Source organism: Streptomyces gamaensis, assembly GCF_042656465.1.
GTDB lineage: Bacteria > Actinomycetota > Actinomycetes > Streptomycetales > Streptomycetaceae > Streptomyces > Streptomyces gamaensis.
In genome coordinates this window covers 238915-264387 of the sequence record NZ_JBHSPB010000007.1, presented here as the reverse complement: position 1 = coordinate 264387, position 25473 = coordinate 238915, and the positions used below count along the sequence as shown (strand labels likewise).

Annotated in this window: 25 protein-coding genes; 9 read left to right on the top strand and 16 right to left on the bottom strand. The window is 72.5% G+C overall.

The window, feature by feature from the left end; all coding sequences use genetic code 11:
- Positions 1-3: 3 nt before the first annotated feature.
- The 4 genes from ACFP1Z_RS14120 to ACFP1Z_RS14105 form a co-directional block, all read right to left on the bottom strand.
- Positions 4-1179: a methyltransferase domain-containing protein gene (locus ACFP1Z_RS14120; protein WP_390316553.1), complete on the bottom strand. Its 1176-nt coding sequence runs from the start codon at positions 1177-1179 to the stop codon at positions 4-6.
- Positions 1176-1601 (bottom strand): MvdC/MvdD family ATP grasp protein, encoded by a 426-nt coding sequence (locus ACFP1Z_RS14115; protein ID WP_390316552.1) that lies wholly within the window; start codon positions 1599-1601, stop codon positions 1176-1178. Before ACFP1Z_RS14115 ends, ACFP1Z_RS14120 begins: the two co-directional genes overlap by 4 nt.
- Positions 1602-1754: 153 nt before the next feature.
- On the bottom strand, positions 1755-2024 hold the full coding sequence (locus ACFP1Z_RS14110; protein WP_390316551.1) for a DUF6255 family natural product biosynthesis protein: 270 nt from the start codon (positions 2022-2024) through the stop codon (positions 1755-1757).
- Positions 2021-2218 (bottom strand): hypothetical protein, encoded by a 198-nt coding sequence (locus ACFP1Z_RS14105; RefSeq protein ID WP_390316549.1) that lies wholly within the window; start codon positions 2216-2218, stop codon positions 2021-2023. Before ACFP1Z_RS14105 ends, ACFP1Z_RS14110 begins: the two co-directional genes overlap by 4 nt.
- 167 nt (positions 2219-2385) lie before the next feature.
- On the opposite strand from ACFP1Z_RS14105, the gene ACFP1Z_RS14100 reads away from it, so the two are divergent.
- The 3 genes from ACFP1Z_RS14100 (at position 2386) to ACFP1Z_RS14090 (ending at position 4941) form a co-directional block, all read left to right on the top strand.
- Positions 2386-3804, top strand: a complete 1419-nt coding sequence (locus ACFP1Z_RS14100) for a Tat pathway signal protein (RefSeq protein ID WP_390316546.1) — start codon at positions 2386-2388, stop codon at positions 3802-3804.
- 31 nt (positions 3805-3835) lie between these two features.
- Positions 3836-4324 (top strand): SAM-dependent methyltransferase, encoded by a 489-nt coding sequence (locus ACFP1Z_RS14095; RefSeq protein ID WP_390316545.1) that lies wholly within the window; start codon positions 3836-3838, stop codon positions 4322-4324.
- Positions 4325-4539: 215 nt separating this feature from the next.
- The gene (locus ACFP1Z_RS14090) at positions 4540-4941 is read left to right on the top strand and encodes a hypothetical protein (protein WP_390316543.1); all 402 of its coding nucleotides are present in this window, start codon (positions 4540-4542) and stop codon (positions 4939-4941) included.
- A gap of 105 nt (positions 4942-5046) precedes the next feature.
- Here ACFP1Z_RS14090 and ACFP1Z_RS14085 read toward each other — a convergent pair whose 3' ends face one another.
- Positions 5047-5256, bottom strand: coding sequence for a cold-shock protein (locus ACFP1Z_RS14085; RefSeq protein ID WP_390316542.1), 210 nt, complete (start codon positions 5254-5256; stop codon positions 5047-5049).
- A gap of 149 nt (positions 5257-5405) precedes the next feature.
- Here ACFP1Z_RS14085 and ACFP1Z_RS14080 point away from each other — a divergent pair, with 149 nt between their 5' ends.
- Entirely contained in the window at positions 5406-5780 is a 375-nt protein-coding gene (locus tag ACFP1Z_RS14080) for a hypothetical protein (protein ID WP_390316541.1), read from the top strand.
- A 24-nt stretch (positions 5781-5804) separates the two neighbouring features.
- Here ACFP1Z_RS14080 and ACFP1Z_RS14075 read toward each other — a convergent pair whose 3' ends face one another.
- The 4 genes from ACFP1Z_RS14075 to ACFP1Z_RS14060 form a co-directional block, all read right to left on the bottom strand.
- Positions 5805-6782: a carbohydrate ABC transporter permease gene (locus tag ACFP1Z_RS14075; protein WP_390316690.1), complete on the bottom strand. Its 978-nt coding sequence runs from the start codon at positions 6780-6782 to the stop codon at positions 5805-5807.
- 209 nt (positions 6783-6991) lie between these two features.
- Complete coding sequence (locus tag ACFP1Z_RS14070) at positions 6992-8374, bottom strand: extracellular solute-binding protein (RefSeq protein ID WP_390316540.1); 1383 nt, start codon at positions 8372-8374, stop codon at positions 6992-6994.
- 252 nt (positions 8375-8626) lie between these two features.
- A complete protein-coding gene (locus ACFP1Z_RS14065) occupies positions 8627-9337 on the bottom strand; it encodes a response regulator (protein WP_390316539.1) in 711 nt (236 codons plus the stop codon).
- A complete protein-coding gene (locus tag ACFP1Z_RS14060) occupies positions 9334-11325 on the bottom strand; it encodes a sensor histidine kinase (protein WP_390316538.1) in 1992 nt (663 codons plus the stop codon). The genes ACFP1Z_RS14065 and ACFP1Z_RS14060 overlap by 4 nt, the downstream gene beginning before the upstream one ends.
- A 142-nt stretch (positions 11326-11467) precedes the next feature.
- Between ACFP1Z_RS14060 and ACFP1Z_RS14055 the strand changes: the two genes are divergently transcribed.
- Entirely contained in the window at positions 11468-12859 is a 1392-nt protein-coding gene (locus ACFP1Z_RS14055) for a cation:dicarboxylate symporter family transporter (RefSeq protein WP_390316536.1), read from the top strand.
- 51 nt (positions 12860-12910) lie between these two features.
- Here ACFP1Z_RS14055 and ACFP1Z_RS14050 read toward each other — a convergent pair whose 3' ends face one another.
- Both ACFP1Z_RS14050 and ACFP1Z_RS14045 read right to left on the bottom strand, forming a co-directional pair.
- Complete coding sequence (locus ACFP1Z_RS14050; protein WP_390316534.1) at positions 12911-13333, bottom strand: CBS domain-containing protein; 423 nt, start codon at positions 13331-13333, stop codon at positions 12911-12913.
- Between the two features lie 127 nt (positions 13334-13460).
- Complete coding sequence (locus tag ACFP1Z_RS14045) at positions 13461-15617, bottom strand: hypothetical protein (protein WP_390316533.1); 2157 nt, start codon at positions 15615-15617, stop codon at positions 13461-13463.
- Positions 15618-15774: 157 nt separating this feature from the next.
- Between ACFP1Z_RS14045 and ACFP1Z_RS14040 the strand changes: the two genes are divergently transcribed.
- Positions 15775-16173 (top strand): hypothetical protein, encoded by a 399-nt coding sequence (locus ACFP1Z_RS14040; RefSeq protein ID WP_390316532.1) that lies wholly within the window; start codon positions 15775-15777, stop codon positions 16171-16173.
- On the opposite strand, the gene ACFP1Z_RS14035 is transcribed toward ACFP1Z_RS14040, so the two are convergent.
- Both ACFP1Z_RS14035 and ACFP1Z_RS14030 read right to left on the bottom strand, forming a co-directional pair.
- On the bottom strand, positions 16157-16354 hold the full coding sequence (locus ACFP1Z_RS14035; protein ID WP_390316530.1) for a DUF397 domain-containing protein: 198 nt from the start codon (positions 16352-16354) through the stop codon (positions 16157-16159). The genes ACFP1Z_RS14040 and ACFP1Z_RS14035 overlap by 17 nt on opposite strands.
- Before the next feature lie 9 nt (positions 16355-16363).
- Positions 16364-17215 (bottom strand): Scr1 family TA system antitoxin-like transcriptional regulator, encoded by an 852-nt coding sequence (locus ACFP1Z_RS14030; protein ID WP_390316529.1) that lies wholly within the window; start codon positions 17213-17215, stop codon positions 16364-16366.
- 433 nt (positions 17216-17648) lie between these two features.
- Here ACFP1Z_RS14030 and ACFP1Z_RS14025 point away from each other — a divergent pair, with 433 nt between their 5' ends.
- Positions 17649-17882 carry a DUF6255 family natural product biosynthesis protein gene (locus ACFP1Z_RS14025; protein ID WP_390316528.1) on the top strand — a complete coding sequence of 78 codons (234 nt, stop codon included), beginning with the start codon at positions 17649-17651 and terminating at the stop codon, positions 17880-17882.
- 24 nt (positions 17883-17906) lie between these two features.
- Complete coding sequence (locus tag ACFP1Z_RS14020; protein WP_390316527.1) at positions 17907-18296, top strand: cupin domain-containing protein; 390 nt, start codon at positions 17907-17909, stop codon at positions 18294-18296.
- Between the two features lie 75 nt (positions 18297-18371).
- Here the strand turns inward: ACFP1Z_RS14020 and ACFP1Z_RS14015 are convergent, their stop codons facing one another.
- Complete coding sequence (locus ACFP1Z_RS14015) at positions 18372-18965, bottom strand: TetR/AcrR family transcriptional regulator (RefSeq protein WP_390316526.1); 594 nt, start codon at positions 18963-18965, stop codon at positions 18372-18374.
- A gap of 170 nt (positions 18966-19135) precedes the next feature.
- Between ACFP1Z_RS14015 and ACFP1Z_RS14010 the strand changes: the two genes are divergently transcribed.
- Positions 19136-20800 (top strand): MFS transporter, encoded by a 1665-nt coding sequence (locus ACFP1Z_RS14010; protein WP_390316525.1) that lies wholly within the window; start codon positions 19136-19138, stop codon positions 20798-20800.
- Between the two features lie 64 nt (positions 20801-20864).
- Here ACFP1Z_RS14010 and glgB read toward each other — a convergent pair whose 3' ends face one another.
- Together glgB and ACFP1Z_RS14000 are read right to left on the bottom strand one after the other, a co-directional pair.
- Complete coding sequence (gene glgB / locus ACFP1Z_RS14005) at positions 20865-23276, bottom strand: 1,4-alpha-glucan branching enzyme (RefSeq protein ID WP_390316523.1); 2412 nt, start codon at positions 23274-23276, stop codon at positions 20865-20867.
- 84 nt (positions 23277-23360) lie between these two features.
- The gene (locus ACFP1Z_RS14000; RefSeq protein ID WP_390316521.1) at positions 23361-25436 is read right to left on the bottom strand and encodes a maltokinase N-terminal cap-like domain-containing protein; all 2076 of its coding nucleotides are present in this window, start codon (positions 25434-25436) and stop codon (positions 23361-23363) included.
- Between the last annotated feature and the right edge of the window lie 37 nt (positions 25437-25473).

Below are 25473 nucleotides of genomic sequence, written 5' to 3'. Positions count from 1 at the left end.
CCCTCAGCCCGGGGGCGTGAGCCGCCATTGGCGGCCGTCGGGGATGTGCCACACGTACGCGGTCCCGTCCGGCTCCCGGATGTAGCCGAACTGGTCCTGTGCCGGGCGCCCGGCGTCGTTCCACCACTGCCACGTGTCCTCGACCTGATGCCATAGATCCTCTGCGCCGCCGTACTTGACTGTCCCGACGCCGTCGCCGGTGAGGGGCACTCGGGCCCATGAGCCGTCGCTGCTCTGGAGCTGGACGGATGTGGTGCCGGCGTCGTCGAGGTGGTAGACGAGCCGGGTCCGGGGGAGCTGGAAGGCGAGCAGCAGGCGGAACGGGTAGGTGGTGCGGATGTCGTGTGCTGTGACGGGGGTCGGGCGTGTGCCGGTCTCGGGGGCGGCGGCTGTGTGCCGGGGGCTGGGGTAGACGAGGGCGTCGTTGCGTGCGGCCATGAAGCGGCCGGTGGTGCGCGTGAAGGCGCCGCGTGCGCGGGTGTCCTCGTCGAGGGTGAGGCGGACGAGTCCGCCCTCGATGCCGAGTGCCACGTCGGTGAGGATGACCGATCCGGGCTTGGTCTGTTCGATCCATGCCGGTGGGACGGCGGGTACGGAGCAGGTGGCGATGACGCGGTCGAACGGGGCGCCGTCGGGGTAACCGGCCTGTCCATCGGCGGCGGCGAGTTGTGGGGCGTATCCGGCCTCGGCCAGGTTTTGCTGTGCGGCGTGGATGAGGGCGGGGTCGACGTCGACGGAGTGGACGTTGTGGTCGCCGAGGCGGGCGCACAGCAGGGCGGCGTTGTAGCCGGTGCCGGTGCCGATTTCGAGAACGCGGTCGCCGTCCTCGACGGTGAGTTCTTCCAGCATTCCGGCCATGAGGCTGGGCAGGGTGCTGGAGGAGGTGGGGACGCCGGTCCAGGCGGTGTCGTCGACCTGTTCGGCGGTGGCGGGGTCCAGGGCGGTGACGAGGGTGGTGTCGCGGTAGACGTGGGCGAGTTGCTCGTCGGCCGTAGTGGCGTGGTGCCGGCGCCAGACGGCGATGCCTTTGTCGTTGGTCTCCTGTTCGTACCACTCGGGCACGAACACGTGTCGCGGCACGGAGGCGAACGCTTCGGCCCACTGCAGCGACCGGATCGTGCCGGCCCTCTGGAGTTCGGCGGCGAGCGCGGCCAGGTACGGGCGGGCGGCATCGGTCACGCGGCGGCTCCGGTGAGTTCGTCGGCGATGGCTTCGGCGATGGGCAGTCCCGTGGCGTGCTGGATCCAGTCCCATTGCCCACAGGGATTCGCCTCCAGGAACGTCCACTCTCCCGAAGGCGACACGACGAAGTCCAGGGCGGCGAAACGGAGTTCAAGGCGGCGCATCAAGCGTCGTACCGACTCGGCGATGCCGTCGGGGGTCCGGGTGGCCCGGTAGGTCAGTGAGCGGTAGTCGCTGCGCCAGTCCACGTGGGCCTGTTCGCTGCCTGCGCGGACTTCGGCGGCGAGCAGCCGGTGCCGCTGATCGCGGCGAGGTCGACGGCGCGGCGCGGTGTGGTGTGGACAGTCCGCCGTCCCACCCTTGCCGGGCATCGATACGCCCGGCAAGGGTGAGCCGTCGCGGAAACTCGGCGGTGTCATACGGAACACCTCCGCCCCGCGCGCCATGGGCACCTTCACGACCCGGTCGGTACGAAGGCTTTCGCGGGATCAGGGGTCACCGCGAACCGCAGGACCCACGGTCGGGTGGCGGGGTCGGTGGGAGGCTCGCCGCTGCGGACGAGCCGGCCTCCCTCAGCAATGAGCGGGAACGCCTCCCGCAGGTGCGTAACAGGAGTCGACGCCGGGGGCGGGGACCCTTTTCCCTGGAGCGCCCAGCTGCGGCAGTCCCCAGGACGTGTCCAGGACGCTGTCGGGCAGCGGCAGGCGCAGGAGGTCGTAGGCGTCGTAGCGTTCGGCGCCGCACTGGGGGCATCGCTCGACCCCGTGGACGGGTGCCCGGAGTGCCGGGTGCGGGCAGTCGCAGGCGCGTCGGTCTGCTGCCGCTTGGTGGGCGGTGCTCACGCGTGCACCATGCGCTGATGCCGGGCGAATTCCAGGTCGAGGGTTTCGGCCTCTGCGTAGCGCCCGAGGCGTGTCGCGGTGCGGTAGCGGAGTCTGAGTTCGGCGCAGCGCAGGCACCAGTGCGTGAGGTCTGCCGGGTGCGCGACCTCTGTCGGTCGGGATGGGATGTTGTCCGAGGGCCTCGTGCTGTTCACGCTGTACCTCCAAGGAGCCCCTGTGGGCGCTCTGTTCGACGTCCCAGTGGGGTGGTGACGGTGCGGCTACGCTTAGCGAACCGCAGACCGGTGTTCGTGGACATGCCGGGCCGAGCAGCGATGCGGGGAAAGCGGTGAAAGATCATTTGGTGCCGCAGGGGGGCCGTATGCCGGAGGCACGCAGGCGCAACGTCAAGCTTGCTGCTGTGCTCGATGAAACATCCTGGTCCCATGCACAGTTGGCGATGGCTTTCGTGAGGGTGGCGATCGAGCACGGCGCTCGTGAGTTGGCAGGAGTCGGGCGCTCCCACGTGTCCCACTGGGTGGGCGGTACCCAGCCTTCGGGACGGGCGCCTGAGTTGTTGTGCGAGACGTTGTCGCGCCGTCTGAAGCGTGTCGTCACCCCGCAGGAGATCGGTCTGGCGGCCACGTCGGATTCCCCTGGGCCGGTGGACTGGTGTGCGGATACGCTGGTGACGCTGGCCGAACTCGGGAGCGCCGACGTGGACATGGAACGCAGACGAGCACTCGGCACTGCGGTGTATTCGGCCGCCGCGCTGGTTCTCCCCGGGGACGCGTGGTGGCAGCGCATGGCCGAGCGCGGCAGCCGTCGGAGCGTGCCCGGCGCCCGGCGTGTCGGCCGTGGGGACGTGGAAGCCGTACGCGACATGGTGTCGGCGTTCTCCCGCCTGGACCAGCGGCGGGGTGGCGGCCATGCCCGTACAGCAGTTGTGCAGTATCTGGTGTCGGACGTCGCCGGGTATCTGACGGGGAGGTACGGCGACGACGGTGTGCGCCGTCAGATGTTCTCGGCGGCCAGTGAACTGGCTTATCTGTCGGGATGGATGGCTTTCGACAACGCCGAACACCCGGTCGCGCAACGCTACTTCTCTCTCGCCGTGAAGCTGGCTGCTGAGGCCGACGACGCGCCCATGGCCGGACATGTCCTGCGTGCCATGGCGCACCAGGCCGTTGATCTCGGTCATGCGAGAGGTGCCCTGGAGCTGTCGGCTGCGGCGGTCGAGGGGAGGAGATATACCGAGGCCACACCACGGGAGCGGGCGCTGACCGGTGTTGTGCACGCGCGGGGCCTGGCCGTGACCGGGCAGAGAGCGGCTGCTGCGGCCGCGCTGCTCCGCGCTGAAGACGATCTCGCTTCCGCGAGGCCGGGGGACGAGGAGCCAGGCCGGGTGTTCTTCTTCCAGGAGGCGAGCCTCGCGCATCAGACGGCCTGCACCTTGCGTGACTCCGGGGATCTCAAGGGGGCGGCAGGCCAGTTCCGGCGGAGCGTCCGGACCCGCAAGGCGTCGGCCTTCACACGGACACACGCTCTCACCCTCGGCAATCTCGGATCGGTTCAGGTGCGGCAAGGCGACTTCGAGGAGGCCCGCCGGACGTGGTCGCAGGCTCTGGACGCCATGGACGGCGTACGTTCGGGCCGTACGCGCCAGACGGCGCGTGACATCAGAGCCGGGCTCGTTCCCTTCCGCAAGAGAGGAGTGCGGGAAGCCGCCGAACTGGATGCCCGGGCAGCCGCGTATCTCGACGAGTCGGTACCGGTCGAGAGGGCCGGTCGGCTGCCGTAGGACCCCATGACCGCGAGCGCAGGAAGGCGTCATGACCGATCAGCTCGTCCACGTCGTCCCCGTGGCCCATGTCGTCGGCGGCCGCGTCGAACCCACCGACGACCACTGGGGTGGCATGCGATCCGTCATCCGCGTCGACGGTGACCGCTTCACGCCCGAGGCGACCAAGAACCTCGACGCGTTCTCCCATCTCGAAGTCGTCTTCCACTTCCACCTGACCGACCCGGACGACGTGAATCCCGGCGCCCGTCGCCCCCGCGACAACCCCGCCTGGCCCGAGGTGGGCACCTTCGGTCACCGCAACATGCGCCGTGTCAACCGGATCGGTGTCTCCCGATGCCGCCTGGTCGAGGTGGACGGGCTCGACCTGCATGTCGAGGAACTCGATGCTGTGGACGGCACGCCGGTCCTCGACATCAAGCCGTGGTTCCGGGAGATGGGCCCACGGGGCGAGGTACGGCAGCCGGCCTGGCCGGGGGAGATGCTGGTGGCGTACTTTGCGCGGCCGAGCGAGGGGTGAGGCAGCAGTGTCAACAGCACGTCAAAACGGGAACCCTCCCCCCACCCCGCACGTCCCCCTCTGATACCGGGCCCACCCGCCCGAACCGCCCCGGCCGTCCGGGGCGTCGCCACCCGGCCCGAGGTAGCCTGAAGTCCGTCACCTGCCCGTAACGCAGGGCGTTTTGTTTGGAGAGTTCGTTGAACTGTTTCTTTGATCCGTCGCACGGCCCGGGTGTGCAGACCGTCATGTGGGCGCCGCAGTGGGGCGTCGCGCGGAACGTCATGAGCTGTGTCGCGTGCGCGCAGCGGTGGGCCACGGTGCAGCAGCAGGCGGCGGCCGGGCAGAACGCCGGTTACGCCCAGGGGTACGCTCCCGCGCCGCAGCAGGGGCAGGGCTACGCGCAGCCCCCGCAGCAGGGGTACGCGCAGGCGCCGCAGGCCCACGGGTACGGGCAGGGGCAGCCGCAGCGGCAGGGGCCGGGCTGGGGCGGGGTCGCCGCCGCCGGTATCGCCGGTCTGGCCGGTGGCGCGCTCATCAACGAGATGATGGACGACGACGAGCCGCGCCAGGTCGTCAACATCACTGAGAACCACAACGAGTTCATCGACTCCGACGGTGACGGCGACTGGTTCTGAGCGGGGCTCAGCCGGTGTGACGGACAGGGGCGGTGCGCGGATCGTTCTCCGCGCACCGCCCCGTCCGGCTTTCATGGCCCGGGCACAACCCCGGCCCCGCCGCCGTCAGTCGACTATCCGTACCCGCTCCGCGTGCGCCTCGTCCTCGCCGTCGTCCACCAGGACGTAGGTGACGCGCAGACCTTCCGTCAGGAACGTGCCGTCCTCCAGTGCGGCGACCGCCACCCGTGCCTCCCGGCCGTCGTCACCGACGATATAGCCGTAACCACGGGCCTGGTTGTACCACTTGACCCTGCCACTGACTCTGTCCGCCATGGGGCCCACCTCCTGCAACTGTCCCGCGTACGCCCCCGGATGGGCCTCGCACGCCGGATCATTCCCCGAAGCGGGCGTCCTGCACGTACACCTTCGCGCAACGTGCGGGACCCGGCGGCGGGGGCGTCCGGCGCGGTAGCGTCTGCCCCATGCTTGACCGAGACGGCAGGCCACGGGCCTGGGGTTGGGTGTTCGGGGCGCGCGAGGTGGACGAGTCGGAGGGCGGGCCCCCGCTCTACAGCGACTTCGAGAAGGACTGGTCGGCGCAACTGGACGTGATCAGCGCGTGGACGGAGCGGAACGGCTGTGTACGGGCCGGTTACGACATCTGGTCCGTGCGCCGGCCGTCCGGGCGGCTCGCCGCGTTCCTGGCGCGGGCCGGGGTGAGCGTCGTGGTCGTCGCGGGGGCGCGGATCCTGGAGCGGCTGCGGGAGGGGTGGGGCGAGGAGGAGTGGGCCCAGTTCCTCGGTGATCTGCGGGCCGCCGGGGTGCGCATCGAGATCGCGGAGCCCGCCGGCCCGTAGGAGCGGCTCGCCCGTAGGAGCGGCTCACACCTCCTCCCTCAGCAACCGCAGGTACACGGCCGAGAACACCGCCCCCACCAGCAGCAGGAGCAGGGCCACCGCCGTGCCGTAGCCGATCAGCGACTTCAGGAACGCCTGGTCGTACATGAACACCGGCAGGGTCTCGCTGCGGTGGCCCGGACCGCCGCGCGTCATCGCCCAGATGAGGCCGAACACGGAGAGCGTCTGCAGGGTGTTGAGCATCAGGTTCGTGGCGACCGAGCGGCGGATCATCGGCAGGGTGACGTGCCAGAAGCGGCGCGGACCGCTCGCCCCGTCGACCTGGGCCGCCTCGTCGATGTCCTGCGGGATCTCCGCGAGCGCGGCGGAGTACACGAGCATCGAGAACGCCGTGCCGCGCCAGACGTTCGCGAAGGACACGGCGAGGACCGGGAGCGTGAACAGCCAGTTCTGGGTGGGGAGATGGAGCCATTCCAGGACCGCGTCGAGCGTGCCGCGCCGGTTGAAGAACGTGTAGAGCAGGAACGCGGCCACGATCTCCGGCAGCACCCAGGCCGCGATCACCACCGTGCCGGTGAGGGTACGCACGGTCCGTGACGCGCGCCGCATCAGCGCGGCGAGGGCGAGGCCGAGCGTGTTCTGGCCGACGAGCGAGGACAGGACCGTGAAGACGAGGGTGAGCAGGACGGCGTTGCGGAAGGCGTCGTCGGCGAACGCCCGGCGGAAGTTGGCCAGTCCGACGAATGAGGCGGTGGCCTGGCCGGTGAGCTGGGTGTCGGTGAAGGCGAGGTAGACGCAGTAGCCGATGGGGCCGGCGAGAAAGGCGAGCAGGAGCGCGGTCGCGGGGGCGAGGGGGAGCCAGCGGGTGGCGGTGCGCAGAGGGTGACGGGGGGCGGGGGTGCCTCCCGGTACCGGGCCGTACGACGTGCGGCGTCCGCCGCCCGGGGTGCCGGCTCCGGTGCCGTCCACCCGCGCCGGGGGGCCGGTCCCGCTGCCGGGCATGGGCGTACCGGCGCTCGCACCCGCCGCCCGTGCCGGCCCGGCGCTCTGCCCCGCCGAGTGCGCGGCGGCGGCCCCGCCCGCGTCCGTACGGCGCGCACGGCCTGTACCGCTGCCCGGTGCCTCCCCGCCGGCGGCGCGCCCGCTGCCGTCCGTACGGACCGTACCGCCCGTGCCGTCGCCCGATACCTCCCCGCCGGCAGCGCGCCCCCTCACCGCCCCCTCACCACCGTCCCGCCGTCCCCCGCGATCGACGTGACCTGTTCGTCGTAGCGGCGCGCCGCCTGCTGGGCCGTCGTGTCGCCCGTCGTCACCGATTCCATCGCCTCCTGGATGGCCGCCGAGACGCGCGGGTAGACCGGCAGCGCGGGGCGGTAGTGGGTGGCGGCCACCAGGCCTGTGAAGAAGTCGACGCCCGGCATCGAGGTGCGGTACCGCGGGTCGGCCGCCACGTCGTCGCGTACGGCGATCTCCGCGTCGCGCACGTTCCACTCGACCGCGTTCTGCCGCGTCTGCAGTGTCTCGACGAGTTGCCAGGCCAGGTCCGCGCGGGGCGACTTGGCGGGGATCGACCATGTCCAGCCGCCGGACATGCTCACTTTCCCGGGCGCGGCCCCGTGCTGCGTGGGGAAGGCCGCCTGCCCCATCACGCGCGCCCACTGGGGCCACGGTTTGCCGCCGGTGGGCAGCCAGTTCTGGCCGAGCCAGGAGCCGTCGAGGTCGATGGCCAGCTTGCCGGAGGGCAGCCATTGCGTGGTCACTCGGGTGTCGATGTTGGGGTCGACCGCGTCGGACGGGTCGGGGCCGAGTTTCTCCGCGAAGACCGTGCGCACGAAGTCCAGGGAGTCCTTGAGCCCCTGCCCGCCGAGCACCCACTTCTTCGCGTCCGGGTCGTAGAGCGGGTCCTTGCCGGTGCCGTACAGCAGCATCTCGAAGCCCTGCATGGACGAGCGTTCGCCGGGCCCCTTGCCGGTGTAGATGTTGAGCGGGATGACGCCGGGCAGCCGGCGTTTGACGGTACGGGCCGCGTCGAGGACGTCTTGCCAGGTCGCCGGCCGCCAGTCGGCCGGCAGTCCGGCTCGCGCGAACAGCTCCTTGTTGAACCACAGTCCGCGGGTGTCGGTGCCGTCGGGCACGCCGTACGTCCTGCCGTCCTCGGCCCGTGCCGCCGTCTTCGCGCCGGGCACGTAGTGCCGCCACTCCGGCCAGTTCCCGAGCTTGTCGTCGAGCGGTCTCAAGTAGCCGCTGCGGATGTCGGAGTTGATGAGGAAGGTGTCCTCGCGGACGAGGTCGGGCGCGGTCTTCGGCGACCGCATCATCTGCTGGAGCTTGGCGTAGTAGTCGGCCTGGGACGCCTGGATGGGCACCAGACGCACCTTCTTGCCGGGGTGGTCGTGCTCGAACTGCTTCTGTACGGCGGCCAGATAGTCGTCCAGGATCCGCGTCTTGTTGTCGGTGTTGCGGTTGTAGGCGACCTTGACGGTGTCCGGGTCGCCGCCGCTGCCGCCGCCGCAGCCGGTGAGGACGGGTCCGGCGAGGAGGGCCCCGGCGGCGAACAGGGCGGTGAGCGGACGGGCGGTGGGGCGCGCGGGCACGGCGACCTCCTACGGGCCTCGGCGGGCGGCCGGCCGCCGCGGGCGCCCGTACGGCGCCCGGAACGGGCCGGGCCGGTCGGCACCTTGCTGAGGTCGTACGTTCCCGCGGGGGCGCCCCGGCACGCGTGCCGGGGCGCCGGGCGGTGCGGGTACGGGGCCATGCCCGTGTACGGATGCCCCTGCGGGCGGCGGCTGTCGCGCGCGTACGCGCCTCACGCACCCCGTACGGGCCGCCCCGTCACCCCCGCCCCCTCAACCCCGCTCCGTCACCCACCGGTACCGCAGCTCCGGCCGGCCCACCTGCCCGTACTGGGGGGCCCGCGTGGCGCGGCCCGTTGTCACCAGGTGTTCCAGGTAGCGGCGCGCGGTGATCCGGGACATGCCCAGGTCCGTGCCCGCCGTGCCCGAGGTGAGCCCGTCGGGGCCGGCCGCGCGCAGGGCGTCGGTGACCGTCTGCAGCGTGTCCAGGCTCAGCCCCTTGGGGAGCGCGGCCGGCTGCGGGGCGCGCAACACCGCGAGCGCGCGGTCGACTTCCTCCTGCCCACTGGCCTCGCCGATCACCGCGTGGTACTCGGCGTAGCGCACGAGCCGGTCCCGCAGCGTCGCGAACGTGAACGGCTTGAGGACGTACTGCACGACCCCGAGCGAGACGCCCTCCCGCACCACCCCCAGATCACGCGCCGACGTGACCGCGATGACGTCGGCGGCATGCCCGGCGGTCCGCAGCGAGCGGACCAGCTGCAGCCCGTGCCCGTCCGGCAGGTACAGGTCGAGCAGCAGCAGGTCCACGGCCGTGCGCTTGAGGAACTGCGAGGCGTCGCCCCGCGAGTGCACGACCCCGGCGAGGGTGAAGCCGGGTACGCGCCGTACGTACTGCGCGTGCGCGGCGGCGGCCACGGGGTCGTCCTCGACGACCAGCACGCGGACCGGGGGGCGCGCTTCCGTGGGCGGGGATGTACTCATGGCCGCACCCCGGTTCCCGCGGCCGCCGCCCCGCCCGCGCACTGCGCGGCCAGCGGCAGCCGGACGGTGAACTCCGCGCCCCCCTCGGGGGATCCGGCCACCGTGACCGTACCGCCGTTGCGCCGCGCGGCCTGCCGGACGAGCGCGAGCCCGATGCCCCGGCCGTGCGGGGAGGCGCCCGGCTCCTTGGTCGACCAGCCGCGCCGGAAGACATCCTCCACGGCCTCCTCCGGCACGCCGGCCCCGGTGTCCGCGACGCGGATGAGCAGTTCGCCACCGTCGGGGCGGAGAGTGACGGTAACGCGCGCGGGCCGCGCGGCGGGAAGGGGCCCGCCCTGGGTCTGGTCGCAGGTGCTGGAGAGCGCGCACCGGGGGCCGTCCGGGCCGGGTCCCCCGTCCGCTCCGCCGGCACCGTCGTGCTCGTCCGCTCCGTACGCCTCAGTGGTGCCCCCCGCGGTGAACGCGCCGGACCGCGCGGCGTCTTCCGGCGGGACCACGCCGAGAGCCGCGGGCCCGTCCGTCCCCGCGCAGTCCTGCGCGAAGGCGCACGGCGCGGACCCCGCGCGCCTGTCCGGCCCCCCGGAGCCGTCCGCCTCCCCGGAAACGCCCAGGCCCCCGGAACCGTCCGGCCCCCCGGCAGCCGGCTCCGCCCGTCGGCACGCCTCCTCGGCGGCGGACATCGCGTTGTCGACGAGATTGCCGAGGATCGTCACCAGATCGCGCGGCGGCAGCTCTTGCGGCAGCAGCCCGTCGTCCACGCGCGTCTCCGGGGTCAGCAGCAGCTCCACCCCGTGCTCATGGGCCTGCGCCGCCTTGCCCAGCAGCAGCGCCGCCAGCACCGGCTCCGCGACCGCCGCCACCACGCGGTCCGTCAGGGCCTGCGCCAGCTCCAGCTCGGACGTCGCGAAGTCCACGGCCTCGTCCGCGCGGCCCAGCTCGATCAGCGAGACCACGGCGTGCAGCCGGTTCGCGGCCTCGTGCGCCTGCGAGCGCAGCGCCTCCGCGAAGCCCCGCACCGAGTCCAACTCGCTGGAGAGCTCCTGGAGTTCCGTGTGGTCCCGCAGCGTGACGACCGTGCCGCAGCGCTCGCCGCCCGAGACCGGCGAGGTGTTGAGCACCACGATCCGCTCGGCCGTCGGCAGCACCTCGTCCACGCACGGCTCCGGCGCCAGCAGCGCCCGCGTGAGCGCCGGCGGCAGCCCCAGCTCCGTGACGTGCCGGCCGGTCGGCTCGCCGCGCAGGCCGAGGAGTTCCCGCCCCGCGTCATTGACCAGTGCGACGCGCCGCTGCCCGTCGAGCAGCAGCAGCCCCTCGCGTACCGCGTGCAGCGCGGCTTCGTGGTAGTCGCGCATCCGGGCCAGCTCGGCCGCGTTCATCCCCCGCGTGTGCCTCCGCAGCCGGGTGGTGAGCAGGTACGTACCCGCCCCGCCGAGCGCCAGCGCGCCCAGCGCGACGGTGAGCAGCCAGAGGAGCTGCCGCCGCTCCTCCGCGCTGATCGCCTCGACCGTGATCCCCACACTGACCAGCGCCGTGACCTCCCCCCGGTCCTGTACGGGCGCCACCGCCCGCACCGAGGGCCCCAGCGTGCCCGTGTACGTCTCCGAGAACATCCGCCCCGCCAGCGCCGGTCCGGTGTGCCCGAGGAACGGCTCCCCGACCCGCGCCGGGTCCGGGTGCGTCCAGCGGATCCCCCGCGGGCTCATGACCGTCACGAAGTCCACGCCCGAGTCGCGACGCACCTGCTCCGCGTACGGACGCAGCACCGCCGCCGGATCGGACGAGCGCACCGCTTCCCGTACGTCCGGCGACGCGGCGACGGCGGCCGCCGCGGCCGTCACCCGGTGCCGGGCGGACTCCTCGGCCTCGCCGCGGTCGGCCGCGTACGCGAACGCCGCGCAGCCGGCCACCACCGCGGTGACCAGCACGATCTGCATCGCGAAGAGCTGCCCGGCCAGGCTGCGCGGGCGGCGTATGCGGGGTCTGCGCATGGCCGACAGTGTGCACCGGGCCCGGGCCGTGAACGTAATGCACATAAGGGTGACCACAGTCACAGAGGCGTGCATAGTTCGCCGGAGCCCCCACTTGTCGGGAGAGGGGACCCACGAGCCGCACACCCCGAGGAGACGCTCCGTGACAACGCAGTCACCGCCAACGCCGCCGTCCCTTACGCACGGCCCTGGCCGCCCCGGCCGCCGCGACCGCACCCACTACCTCTATCTCGCCGTGATCGCGGCCGTCGTCGTCGGGATCGCCGTCGGCCTCGCCGCGCCCGGCGTGGCCGTCGAACTCAAGCCGCTCGGCACCGGCTTCGTGAACCTCATCAAGATGATGATCTCGCCCGTCATCTTCTGCACGATCGTGCTGGGCATCGGCTCCGTCCGCAAGGCCGCCAAGGTCGGCGCCGTCGGCGGGCTCGCCCTCGGCTACTTCCTCGCGATGTCCACCGTCGCCCTCGCCATCGGGCTCGTCGTCGGCAACATCCTGGAACCCGGCAGCGGGCTGCACCTGACCGACTCCCTGCGGCACGCCGGAGAGGCCCAGGCCAAGGGCGCCCACGAGTCCACCGCCCAGTTCCTGCTCGGCATCATCCCCACGACCATGGTCTCCGCCTTCACCGGCGGACAGGTCCTGCAGACCCTGCTGGTGGCCCTGCTGGCCGGCTTCGCCCTGCAGGCCATGGGCAGCGCGGGCGAGCCCGTCCTGCGCGGCATCGGCCATGTGCAGAAGCTCGTCTTCCGCATCCTCGCCATGATCATGTGGGCCGCCCCGGTGGGCGCGTTCGGCGCGATGGCCGCCGTGGTCGGCGAGACGGGCGTCGACGCGCTCAAGTCCCTCGCCGTCATCATGCTCGGCTTCTACGTCACGTGCGGGCTGTTCGTGGTCGTGGTCCTGGGCGCGCTGCTGCGCCTCGTCGCCGGCGTGAGCATCTTCGCCCTGCTGAAGTATCTGGGACGCGAGTTCCTGCTGATCCTGTCGACCTCGTCGTCGGAGTCCGCGCTGCCGCGCCTGATCGCGAAGATGGAGCACCTGGGCGTGAGCCGGCCCGTCGTCGGCATCACCGTGCCCACCGGCTACTCCTTCAACCTGGACGGCACGGCCATCTACCTGACCATGTCGTCCCTGTTCATCGCCGAGGCGATGGGGGAGCCGCTGTCGCTGTCGCAGCAGATCTCGCTGCTGCTGTTCATGATCGTGGCGTCGAAGGGCGCGGCCGGGGTGACCGGCGCCGGGCTCGCCACGCTCGCCGGCGGACTCCAGTCCCACCGGCCGGAACTGGTCGACGGCGTCGGCCTCATCGTCGGCATCGACCGCTTCATGAGCGAGGCCCGCGCGATGACCAACTTCGCGGGCAACGCGGTGGCGACGGTCCTGGTCGGCACCTGGACCAAGGAGATCGACGCGGGACGGTGCCGGGAGGTGCTCGCGGGCCGACTCCCCTTCGACGAGGCGGTGTTGACGGAGGAGGCGACGGCGGACGGGCCCGCGGCCCGAGGGGAGGAGAAGAGCGCGGCCGGGGTGTGAGAGGGGTACTTCTCCCGGGGAGTTGGCCTCGATCGCCACCCCCCGGGGTGGTCAGGACGCCGCATACACCTTCTGCGCGAACTCCGCGATCTGGTGCTCGTCCAGATGCTTGGCCAGATCGGCCTCACTGATCATCCCGACCAGCCGCTTGTTCTCGTCGATCACCGGCAGCCGGCGGATGCGGTGCGTCTCCATCTCGCTCAGCACCGCGTCGGCGTCCGCGTTCGCGCTGATCCAGCGCGGCGTGCCCACACACAGGTCACCGGCCGTGCACGTGGACGCGTCGCGGCCCTCGGCCACGCACTTGATCACGATGTCGCGGTCGGTGATGATCCCGCAGAGCCGCTCGTCCTCGTCGCTGACCGGCAGCGCGCCCACATGGAGATCGCGCATCCGCATCGCGGCGTGCTCCAGCGTCTCGGTCTTGGGGATCCAGTGCGCTCCCGGGTGCATGATGTCCTTGGCGGTGGTCATGGCGTGCCTCCTGAGGAAACGGGTGCGTGCCTGTTCACCATCCATCCACAGTCCATGCTCGCGCTGTGGGCGGGATCCCGCACGCCGGGGGCCGTACGGGCCGGCCGCCGTACGGGCCGTACCGCCGTCAGCGGCGGCGCCCCCGCTTCCCCGCGCCGCTCTGCCGCCGGCGGGCGCGGGCCGCGTTCAGCCGGCCGAGCTGGGTGGCGCGGGCACGCAGCGGTCCGTCCGCGATACGGGCCAGACGCGCGAGGCCGTCCCGGTCGGGGTGGCCGGAGCCCAGCGCGGCGCCGATCATCGTCTGCGCGTCGCGGCGGCCGGCGGCCAGCAGGTGCTCCACGAACACGTCCTGGTCGCCGGACTCCAGCAGTTGCAGGAGGCTCTCGGCGACCAGGAGCGCGGACTCGGTGCCGGTGAGGTCCTCGGGGGCCAGGATGTCCCGGTGGGTGAGGACACTGAGCGCGGTCGGGGCGAGCTGTGGGTCGCCGCGCAGGCTGTGGGGCAGGCGCTGCCCTTCGGGCAGGGCGGCGGTGAGGGTGTCGAGGAAGGCCGTGGACCGGACCCGGAACGGGCTCTCGCGCACGGCGTCCAGCAGCAGGCCGCGTGCGTGCTCGGGCCCGCCGTGGGCCTCCGCCCAGGCGGAGAGCTCCGCGCGGGCGCTGTCCGGGTCGTACTCCTGGGACACGACGCCCAGAACGGCGGTGGCGCAGGCGTGGGCGAGCTCACCGACGAGCGGGGCGCTGCGGCCCTCGGCCAGCAGCCGCTGCCGCACCGCGTAGGTGCCCAGGTCGGTCAGGCGGATCAACTCCACCGGTCCTGCGGTCAGTTCCTCGCGCAGGGCTTGTGCACTCGCGCGGGAGTCCGGGTCCGGGGGTCCCGGGACGGCGCCCAGGGGCCGGGCGAGCTCCGGCGGCAGGCCGTCGGGCGGTTCGGGGGAGTCGGCATCCTCGCCGGGGGTCCCGTCCAGGCCGGTCATGTCGAGGTAGGCGGGGTCGGCCATGCCCTGTTCACGGGCGATCGCCCCGAGGTCCTCCAGGGCGTCCAGGACACGGCGCAGGTCCCGGTCGGCGGCCAGCAGCCACAGCCGCCGTACGTGCTCGGGCACGGCACCGAGATCGAAGCGCAACCCGTAGGCGAAGTGGACCGACGCGCGCAGCCGTGGCCACGGCATCGGATGGGGCAGGCTGTAAAGGGTGTTGAGGACGTCCGGCAGCACGTCCTCATAGGCCGTGTACAACAGGGAAGGGCCCGAGGACCAGCCCGTGCCGCCCAGCAGCGGCTCCCGCAGCTCGAACAGCGCCGTGAAGGCCCGCTCCCACAGGGCCAGCGGATCCGCGATGACGGGGCGCGCCTTGGCGACCGCGTACGCGCGGCCTTTAGCCACCCTGATCAGCCGCGCCTGCTTCGCCATGGCGAACAGCAGGCTCAGGCGCGGCAGTTCGGCACTGCTGCGCGGCGCTGTGGCACGGTCACCCGTCTCCAGCGTCTCCGCGAGCCGGCGGGCGTCGGCGACCCGCAGCCGCCCCAGCCTGGTCAGCGGCTGTCCGCTCCCCGCCCACGCGGCCAGCCCGGCCAACTGCCCGGCCGACGCCGTGGCGGCGGCCTGCTCCCGCAGGACGTCCTCGGGCGGCAGAACGACCGGCAACTGCGGCTCCGCCCGAGGCACCCGGGCCGGGCCGGTCAGCAGGTGCCGCCGCATGATCGTGTCGAGTGCCCTGCGGTCGTACGGCACTTCGTCCCGTCGGGCACGCTCGGTGAAGCGCGTCATCGCGTCCGGGTCCGTGACGTCCACACCCTGCTCGGCGGCGGTCGCCGCCCAGAACTTCGCCGGGCCCCACCGCGTACGGTCCGCCATCGCGTCCGCGAACTCCCCGGCTGCGGCCCCGACCGCCCGCTCCAGCACCGGCAGGGCGTCCCCGCGCGGATCGGCCAGACCCATGGCGTCGAGATACCGCAGCAGGGCCAGCAGATCCCCCGGCCCGTCCGGCAGCGGCTGACCGGGCAGCACGGTCAGTTGGCGCGGCAGCCAGTCCAGCAGGAATTCCCCGACGTGGCGCTCCTGCCACAGCCCCAGCCGGCCGTCGACCGTTCCGTGGTGGCGGTACTCCAGCGCCGACCCCACCGTGAAGGTGTCCGCCTCGGCGCCGTGTTCACGTGCCCATGCGTCGACACGGTCCGCCAGCGCGCCGGCGGCTGTCCCGAAGTCCTGGTCGTGGGGTTCGAAGAGCATGAGCATGGGAACGGCCTTGCTGTGGGCGGTGGTTGGGGCGTCATTCAGCTTCACGCTACCGGTGAAACCCGTCCCGCGGCCCCCTTCCGGCCCACTGGGGGGTGTGTTTCGGGTTGACGTAAGACGGGCCGCCCGATCCGCGTACGGTCATGGTGACGACGGGCCTCGGCCCGACGCTCGTCACCGGATGATCGCTGGAGCCCGGATCGTGATGTCTGCTCACCGTAAGCGAGTTGAGCCCATGCTGTGGATCGCGGGCGCGGTGGTGGTTGTCGCCGTGGCGGTGACGGCGTGGTGGCGGTGGGACGACCGTATGCATCACGACCGCAAGGTCAGCGGAATCGGCAAAGTGTGGGTCAGCGGCGACGGGCGCACCGTCTCGGTCGCCGAGGGCTGGTTCCCTCATTGCGGCGGGGCGCGCCCGCAGCTTGCCGCCCAGGAGTCGCCGGCCTCTGTCGTGCTGACGCTGAGGACAGGGATGGTTTTCAAGGCCCCGTGCGAGGACGAGAGGGACCGCGTCGACCACGTGGACGTCAGACTCCATGCCCCGCTGGGCGGTCGCAGACTCATTGATGCTGCAACTGGTGATGAGCTCACCCTCGGCAGGTGAGTGGGAGCTTGCCGGATCTGATGCCGCTCATGAAGACTTTCAACCGTGTCGGGCTCGTCGTGACGAAATGGTTCGGGCTGTCGCCCTCGCGTATGAAGATCCCCCTGGGGGAGCGGGAGAGTTCTATGCACTCATTCCCGTCCGTGGAGAACGAGGATTTTTGCCACCGGATTTCCGACATGCCACGCCTTCACAGTCGTCTGGCCGCATCGCGCATCAGGTCGCGCGTTTCTTCGGGGTTCAGCGAAATCTCCTGTGTGCGGTCCAGGATAGCCCGGTAATTGGCCAGGTGGTCTTCCGCGTCCAGCAGCGCACTGCCGTGGGCGACATCGAGGTGGACGGTGTCGAGCTGCGGTACTGGCCCCGACACATACAGCGTCGACGTACCGGAGTTGGGGAAACCGCCGGCGCTGAAGGGGATCGCGCGCACGGTGACGTTCCCGCGCTCCGATGCCTCCAGAGTGTGCTCCAGCTGACGGCGCGTGACCTTGGGGCCGCCGAACTGCATCCGCAACGCGGCCTCGTGGATGACGAAAGTGCAATGCGGCGGGTTTTCACGGTCGAGGATGTCACGTCGTCGCATGCGATAGGAAAGCCTCCGCCGCAGCTCCGTCGGTGAAGGCTTGGGGAGTGCTGTCGACAGCACGGCCTTGGCGTAGTCCTCGGTCTGCAACAGTCCTGGGATGTGCATGATTTGGACCGAACGAAGACTGCAGGCGTGATATTCGAGCTCGGCAACGTCGAGGGCGCCTGCGGACAGAGTTCCCCGGTAGTCCTCCCACCAGCTGCGGCCACGTTCCTCGGCCATGGCGACGAGGGCGGCGATGTATGGCTGATCCGTGCATGTGTAGATCCGGGCGAGTGCTTGCACGCGTTCTCCGCTGACGCCGAAGCGGCCCGCTTCGATGTTGCTGATACCGGTTCGGTTCGTTCCCAGCTGTTCTGCTGCTTGCGGTGCGTTCAAGCCTGCGCGCTCGCGCATCTTGCGCAGCTCTGTACCAAGTCGGCGCTGTCGTGCGGTTGGTGCTGTCCTCGGTGGCACGCTTCTCCTCCTTCGAGGTCGCCCTCATGCTGTCATGTCGGTCGTCTGAACGACGTGTCAGTCAAACGAGTGCGCCTGATTCAGTAGCAGACGTTCTACGGCCTGCTCTATGGTCATCGCCATGCGGAGAGCGCGCCAAGTGGTCGTGCGAGCCCGCGAGTTGAACGAAGTGCGGGATTCGCTCCCACGCATGGCTGTGGCGCGGGACATCGATGTTCGGAGGCGGCTTCATGAGTGCGTCAACCGGTCAAGACGGGTATCCGGAATCCGGAGGCGGGCCAGTCGATCCCCGTGTCTGTGCGGAGCTGCGCCGATGGTGCCTGCGTTGTGCCGAGATCCGCCTTCGGTACCACAGCGCCACCCGACTGGGGCGCCACGCCGAGGCCGAAGCGTGGAACGTTGAGTTCGTCCGGCACCAGCGGATCGTGCACTCATGACCGCCATGCCCGCACCCCGGGTCGCGCTCGGGCGGCTCGTGGCCCTTCCCTGCGAACACGGAGGAGGCTGGTCCGGCCCGTACGGCGTGGATCGCTGCCGCCTGTGCGGCATGGAGCGTCACACCGACTACGGCTCGCTCCGGATGCCGCTGCCGGACGTGCCTCCCGAAGCGGTGTGGGGGATTCCCCGACTCGGCGCACCGGGTGAGCGGGCCGTGCCCGACTCCTGACGTGGGCTGTTAGCGTCCGCAGATGTGAACGACACCGTGTACACCGGCAACGCCGGCCGCGACGCCGCCCTCGACCGGGGCTGGCTGCTCGGGCACTTCAAGGCGGCCGGCGATCCCCGGCACAGCGAGGACGTCGAGATCAAGTGGGGTGTTCATCCCAAGGGGGACGAGCGGGCGCGGTGGGTCACCGGTGAGGAGCGGACGGCGCTGCTGGTGCTGATCAATGGCCGGTTCCGGGTGGAGTTGCCCGGGCGCAGTGTCGTCCTCGTCGAGCAGGGGGACTACGTCGTGTGGGGGCGGGGCGTGGACCACTCCTGGTACGCGGAGGAGGAGTCCGTCGTGCTGACGGTGCGCTGGCCGTCCGTGCCGGGGTACCGGGTGCCGGAGCGTTCCGGTGACGAGGGCGGCGGCTGAGCGCACGTACGCCCGTACCGGCCCCGGAGTGTACGTACGCCCCTACCGACTCCGTAGCGTCCCGTACCGCGGCCGCTACGTCAGCCCCGCCACCAGTTCCCCCGCCTCCCGTGCCGGTACGCCCGCCGCCGTCAGGGCCGTCACCGCCGCCGAGCGGCCGGCCTGTTCCGGGGGCAGGACGCCGTCGTTGACGGCCTGCATGAGGCCGAAGAGGAGTTGTTCGCGGACGTAGGCGAGGGCCTCGGCGGGGAGGGGGGAGACGAAGCGGCCCTCGTCCAGGCCGCGTTGGAGGATCGCGGTGCACTCGTGGCGGACGGGGGCCATGCGGCGGTGGATGCCCTCGACGGTGACGCTGCGCTGGGCGAGGGAGATGAGCAGGCGGTAGCCGTCGGCGATGTCCCAGACGGCGAGCATGGAGCGGGCGAGGGCCTCGGCCGGGTCGTCGACGCCTTGCAGGGCGGCGGCCTGGGCCTCGGCGACGGCTTCCGCGGCGTCGTCGGTGAGGGCGCCGATCAGCGCGTCGCGGCTGGGGAAGTGCCCGTAGACGGTGCGCCGTACGACGCCGGCGGCGCGCGCGATCTGGTCCATGCTCGCGTCCGCGTCGCGCAGCAGCTCCGCGAGGGCGATGTCCATGATGCGACGGCGGTTGGCGTCGGCTCTCCCGGCCATGGGGCGGGTCCCTTCTCGGTCGTGGAGGACGTGGAGGTCGTGGAGGACGCGACAGCCCGCCTCCTGACCGTCATTTTGCCCTTCATTTGGCACGCGACGGCCCAGCCCCTTAAATTGCACACTACTGTGTAATTGCACAACAGTGTGCAAGTGATGGAGAGGGGTGGCCGATGGGCCTCGCCGTGTCGACACCGGTCGACGAGATGGACGGTCCCTACAAGAGGCGCTGGGCGGCGCTCGGCGTGCTGTGCATCAGCCTGCTGATCATCGTGATGGCGAACACGTCCCTGACGGTCGCGGCGCCGGACATGGTCAAGGACCTCGGCCTGGGCAGCTCCGACCTGCAGTGGGTCATCGACGGCTACACCGTGCCGTACGCCGCGCTGATGCTGATCCTGGGTGCCGTCGGTGACAAGTACAGCCGCCGCGGGGCGCTCACCCTCGGTCTGCTCGTCTTCGGCGCCGCCTCCGTCGCCGGCTCGCTGGTCGACAGCGCGGGCGGCGTCATCGCCGCGCGGGCCGCGATGGGCGTCGGCGCGGCCATGATCATGCCGGCCACGCTGTCGCTGCTCGCCGCGACCTTCCCGCGCGCCGAGCGCGCCAAGGCGATCACGATCTGGACCGCGACCGCCGGTCTGGCCATCGCCGTCGGCCCGCTGGTCGCGGGCGCGCTGCTGGAGGACCACGGCTGGGCCTCCACGTTCCTGATCAACGTGCCGATCGCCGCGCTCGGCATCGTCGGCGCGTTCGTGCTCGTGCCGCCGTCCAAGGCGAGCAACATCGAGAAGATCGACTACATCGGCGGGCTGCTGTCCGTGATCTGGGTCGGCTCGCTGATCTACATGATCATCGAGGGTCCGCACTTCGGCTGGGGCGCGAAGGCGATCACCGCCGCCGTCGTGGCCGGCGTCGGCTTCGTGCTGTTCATCGTGTGGGAGCTGCGCCACCCGCGCCCGGTGCTGGACGTGCGCCGCTTCGCCCAGCGCGCGTTCGCCGGTTCCACGACGGCCGTCGCGCTGTTCTTCCTCGCCGTCTTCGGCGCCTTCTACTACCTCACCCAGCACCTGCAGTTCGTGCTCGGCTACTCGCCGCTGGACACCGGTGTGCGGATGCTGCCGCTGGCCGGTGCCGTCTTCGTCGGCGGCGCGCTGACCGCGGTGCTCACGCCGAAGTTCGGCATGAAGGTCACCGTCGCGCTGGGCATGTCCGTCGGTACGGTCGCCATCGCGCTGCTGACCCGCATCGACGCGGACTCCACCTACAACGACTTCGTGCTGCCGCTGGTGATCCTGGGCCTGGCCATCGGCCTGTCCCTGTCGCCGTGCACCAACGCCATCATGGGCTCCTTCCCCGAGACCCAGCTCGGCGTCGGCGGCGCCGTCAACAGCACCTCCATCGAGATGGGCGGCTCCCTGGGCATCGCCATCCTCGGCACGGTGCTGGCCAAGAGCTACTCCTCCAACCTGGGTGACGCCGCCGCCCAGGTGGCCGCCTCCGGCGGCCCCAAGCTGCCGGAGAAGGCGCTGAGCGTCGCGCAGGACTCGGTGGGCGCGGGCCTGGCCGTGGCCCAGAAGGTCGGCGAGCAGGTCGCCGCCGGCGCCGCGCCGAAGGTCGGCGCCGAGAAGGCCGCCGCCCTGGGCGCCCAGCAGGCGCAGCACGTCGTCGACGCCGTGCACAAGGCGTTCGCCGACGCGGTCTCGCACACCAGCGTCGTCGGCGCCGTCATCCTCGGCGTCGGTACGGTCCTGGTCGGCTTCCTGCTGCCGCGCCGCGCCGCGACGCAGGCCGCGGCCGCGGAGGCCCCGGCCGAGCAGCGCGAGGCCGAGCGCGTCTGACCCGGCCCCGGGTCCGTCTTCGTGCCCCGCGCCCTCGCAACGGGGGCGCGGGGCACGCGCGTTGCTAGGGGGCCACCGGCCGCAGCCACACCGTCGCCAGTGGCGGCAGTGTCACCGTGACGCTCGCCGGGCGGCCGTGGCTGCGGGCCGTTTCCGCCTTGACCGGTTCGTCCTCGGTGACGCCGCTGCCGCCGTAGCGGGCCCCGTCGGTGTTGAGGACCTGCTGCCAGGCGGTGTGCTCCGGCGGTACGCCCAGGCGGTACGCGTGCCGCACCACGGGCGAGAAGTTGCAGACCACCAGCAGCGGCGAGCCGTCGGCCGCCAGGCGCAGGAAGGCCAGGACGTTGTCCTCGCCGGCGTCGCCGGCCACCCACTGGAAGCCCTCCGGGGAGGTGTCGCGCTCCCACAGCGCGGGCGTGGCCCGATAGCAGAGGTTGAGGTCGCGGACCAGCTCGCGCACCCCCCGGTGGTCCGGCTCCGCCGCGTACGAGGGGTCCAGCAGCCACCAGTCCGGGCCGTGGGCCTCCGACCACTCCGCGCCCTGCGCGAACTCCTGCCCCATGAAGAGCAGTTGCTTGCCCGGGTGCGCCCACATGAAGCCCAGATACGCGCGGTGGTCGGCGCGCTGCTGCCACCAGTCGCCCGGCATCTTCGACACCAGCGAACGCTTGCCGTGCACGACCTCGTCGTGCGAGATCGGCAGCACGTAGTTCTCGCTGTAGGCGTAGACCATGGAGAACGTCATCTCGCCGTGGTGGTACTTGCGGTGGACCGGCTCCTTGGCCATGTAGAGCAGCGAGTCGTGCATCCAGCCCATGTTCCACTTCAGGCCGAAGCCGAGACCGCCGAGGCCGCCCGCGCCCACGTGGTGGGTGGCGCGGGTGACGCCGTCCCAGGCGGTGGACTCCTCGGCGATCGTCACGACGCCGGGACAGCGGCGGTAGACCGTCGCGTTCATCTCCTGGAGGAACGCCACCGCGTCGAGGTTCTCCCGCCCGCCGTGCTCGTTCGGCGTCCACTGGCCCGGCTCGCGCGAGTAGTCGAGGTAGAGCATCGAGGCGACGGCGTCCACCCGCAGCCCGTCGATGTGGTACTCCTCGCACCAGTACACGGCGTTCGCCACCAGGAAGTTGCGCACCTCCGTGCGCCCGTAGTCGAACTCCAGGGTCCCCCAGTCCGGGTGCGCGGCCCGCGCCGGGTCGCTGTGCTCGTACAGGGGCCGGCCGTCGAACTCCGCGAGCGCCCAGTCGTCGCGCGGGAAGTGCGCGGGCACCCAGTCCATGAGCACCCCGATGCCGGAGCGGTGCAGGGCGTCGACGAGGTACTTGAAGTCGTCGGGGGTGCCCAGGCGCGCGGTCGGCGCGTAGAAGCCGGTGACCTGGTAGCCCCACGAGCCCCCGAAGGGGTGCTCGGCGACCGGCAGGAACTCCACGTGCGTGAAGCCCAGGTCCTTGACGTAGGCGGGCAGTTGCGCGGCGAGCTGCCGGTAGGTCAGCCCGGGGCGCCAGGACGGCAGGTGCACCTCGTACACGGAGAACGGGGCCTCGTGCACGGGCCGGTCCGCGCGGTGCGCCATCCACCGCGCGTCGCGCCACTCGTGGTGCGAGGCGTGCACGACGGAGGCGTTGGCGGGCGGGGCCTCCGTGCGGCGGGCCATCGGGTCGGCGCGCAGCGTCGTCGTGCCGTCGGGCCGGGTGACGGCGAACTTGTACAGGGTGCCCTCGCCGACGCCCGGCAGGAACAGCTCCCACACGCCCGAGCCGCCCAGCGAGCGCATGGGGTGGCCGGTGCCGTCCCAGTAGTTGAAGTCCCCCGCGACGCGCACGCCTTGGGCGTTGGGCGCCCACACCGTGAAGCGGGTGCCGGTCACGCCCTGGTGCTCCATCGGGCGCGCGCCCAGCGCCTGCCAGAGCTGCTCGTGGCGGCCCTCGCCGATCAGGTGCAGGTCGAGCTCGCCGAGGGCGGGCAGGAAGCGGTACGGGTCGTGCAGCTCGGGCTCGGCCTCGTCGTAGGTGACCCGCAGCCGGTAGTCGGGGACTTCCTCCAGGGGCAGTACGCCCCCGAAGAGCCCGTCGCCCTCCGGGTGCAGCGGCGCCCGCAGCCCGGGCGCGCGCACCTCGACCCGGCGCGCGAAGGGTTTGAGCGCCCGGAAGAGCACGCCACCGGGCACGGGGCGCGCGCCGAGCAGCGCGTGCGGATCGTGGTGCGCGCCGCGCAGCAGCCGGTCCCGGTCGGCGGGGTCGAGGGGGTCGGCGCGGCGGACGGCGGGGTGGGCGCCCTCCGCACGGCCCGGTGCCGCCGGGCTCGTACGGGCGCCGTCCGGGTCCGGGGTCCCGGTGCCGTCGGCGCGGCCGGGCGCCCGGGCACCCGCCCCCGGCAGGAACGTGGCCGGCACGCCAAGAGGGTCGCGGGGAGCGGAAGAAGGCGCGGCCCCGGGCTCGCGGGACGGGCGGCTGGACGGCGGTCGGGCGGTCACGGGGCGGATCCTCCTCGGGTTCCCCGGCGGCGGCCGGGGGTGGTTCGGTACAACGGTCGCGGGGCGGTCGGTCCGGTGGACGGGTCAGGGATGCCGCGCGCCGTCCGGCGGTGCGGCGTCGGCGCCGCCGACGGCGCGGTCCGGCGCGGGCGTTGTCGCGTACCCGGTGCGGGATGGACGCGCGTCGGCCGGGCCTGCCGCGTGCGGCGGTGTGGTGTCGGCGTCGCGGGCGTCGTGGTACGGGCGGGGCGTGCCCGGTGGCTCCGGGGTGCTGCCGACGGCGCGGTCCGGTGCGGGTGTTGTCGCGTATCCGGTGCGGGACGGACGCGTGTCGGCCGGGTCTGCCGCGTGCGGCGGTGCGGCGTCGGCGCCGCTGTCACGGGCGTCGTGGTACAGGCGGGGCGTGCCCGGTGCTTCCGGGGTGTCGCCGACAGCCCGGCTCGGCGCGGGCGTTGGCGCGTATCCGGTGCGGGACGGACGCCCGTCGGCTGGGCCCGTCGCGCACGATGCCCCGCGCGCGGCGTCCTGTGCCCGCCGGCCGGGCGGGCTCTCCCCGGGGCACGCGCCCGTACCCCTGGGCGCCGGCCGCGCCCGCGCCCCCGTCGCCGCCGGTACCGGCCGTGACGCCTCGTCGGCGGACGCGCCGGCCAGGCGGCGGATCGCGGACATCGGGACCGGGAGCCATTCGGGGCGGTGGCGGGCCTCGTAGAAGACTTCGTAGACGGCCTTGTCCGTCTCGTGGGCGCGCAGCAGCTGGGGTTCCTCGCGGGGGTCGCCGTGCACGGACGCGTAGCCCTCGCAGAACGCGGCGCGGGCCCGTTCCGGCCACGCGCTGCCGCCGGCCCGGCCGACCGCCGCCGCGTAGTCGAACGAGCGCAGCATGCCCGCGACATCGCGGGCGGCGGGCTGCGGCCGGCAGCGTTCGGCCAGCGGGCGCGCGGGCTCGCCCTCGAAGTCGATGAGCGCCCAGCGGCCGTCCTCGGCGGTGCGCAGCGCCTGGCCGAGGTGCAGATCGCCGTGGATGCGCTGGGCGTGCCAGGTGCGCCCGGCGCGGCCGAGGGCCGCGAGCTCCTCGTAGGCGCCGCGCAGCGCCGCCCGGTAGGGGCGCAGCGCGGGAACGGCGTTGGCGGCGGTGTCCAGGCGCCGGGTCATGGCGGCGGCGAGGTGCTCCAGCTGGGGGCGGCGCAGGACGACGGTGGGCATGGCCTCGGCGAGCGCGAGGTGGACCTCGGCGGTGGCATGGCCCAGGGCCCGGGCGGAGGCGGCGAAGTCGGCGCGGACCGCGAGGGCGCTGAGCGCCAGTTGCCAGCCGTCGGCGGAACCGGGCAGATAGGGCTGGAGCACGCCGAGGGTCATCGCCGCGCCGCCCTCGTCGGGCAGTTCGGCCTCGAACCAGGCGGCGGGCGCCGGTACCCGGGCGCAGCCGGTGGCGGCGAGGGCGCGGGGGAGTTCGAGATCGGGGTTGGTGCCGGGGCAGACGCGGCGGAAGAGTTTGAGGATGTACGTTTCGCCGTACACGACCGAGGAGTTGGACTGCTCGGCGCCGAGCAGCCGGGGGGTGAGCCCGGCGGAGATCGTGACGCCCTCCTCGCGGGTGAAGCGCAGCGGGCCGAGCCGGCCGGGCACCCGCAGCCGCTCCAGCAGCAGGGCCGCGAGCCGGGGGTCGGCGAGCCCCTCGTAGACGGTGCGGCCGCCCAGCGGCCCGCTGTGCGGGCGGCCGACGACGGCGTGCGCGAGCTGCGGGGGGAGCACGTCCTGGACGCCGAGCAGGAGTTGGTAGCAGTCGTCGGTGCCGGGCAGCACCGCCGGTCCGCTCGGCTCCAGCAGGTCGCTGCCGGCGGGGTGTCCGGCCGGCGGGCCGGGCTGCTGGGCGCGGACGAGCAGGTGCAGCAGGCCCGGGGCGCCGGCTCCGGCGCGGTGGGGCAGCAGCTCGGTGGCGGCGACGAGGGTGAAGCCGGTGATGGGCCGGCCCTTCCCGGCGAACCACCGCTGCCGGGGCAGCCATTCCGCGAGCAGCGGTACGAGCGAGGCGAGCAGCCGCTCGCCGGCCTCGTGGTCCGTGTCCGCCCGTGCCGCCGTGCGGCGGGGCGCGCCCCGCGCCCCGGCCGGGCCGGCCGGACTCTCGCCCAGGGGTGTGTGGAGCGGTGCAGCATCCGTCATGGCTCGCGTCCTTTCCCCGGGTATGCAGTATTTTGGG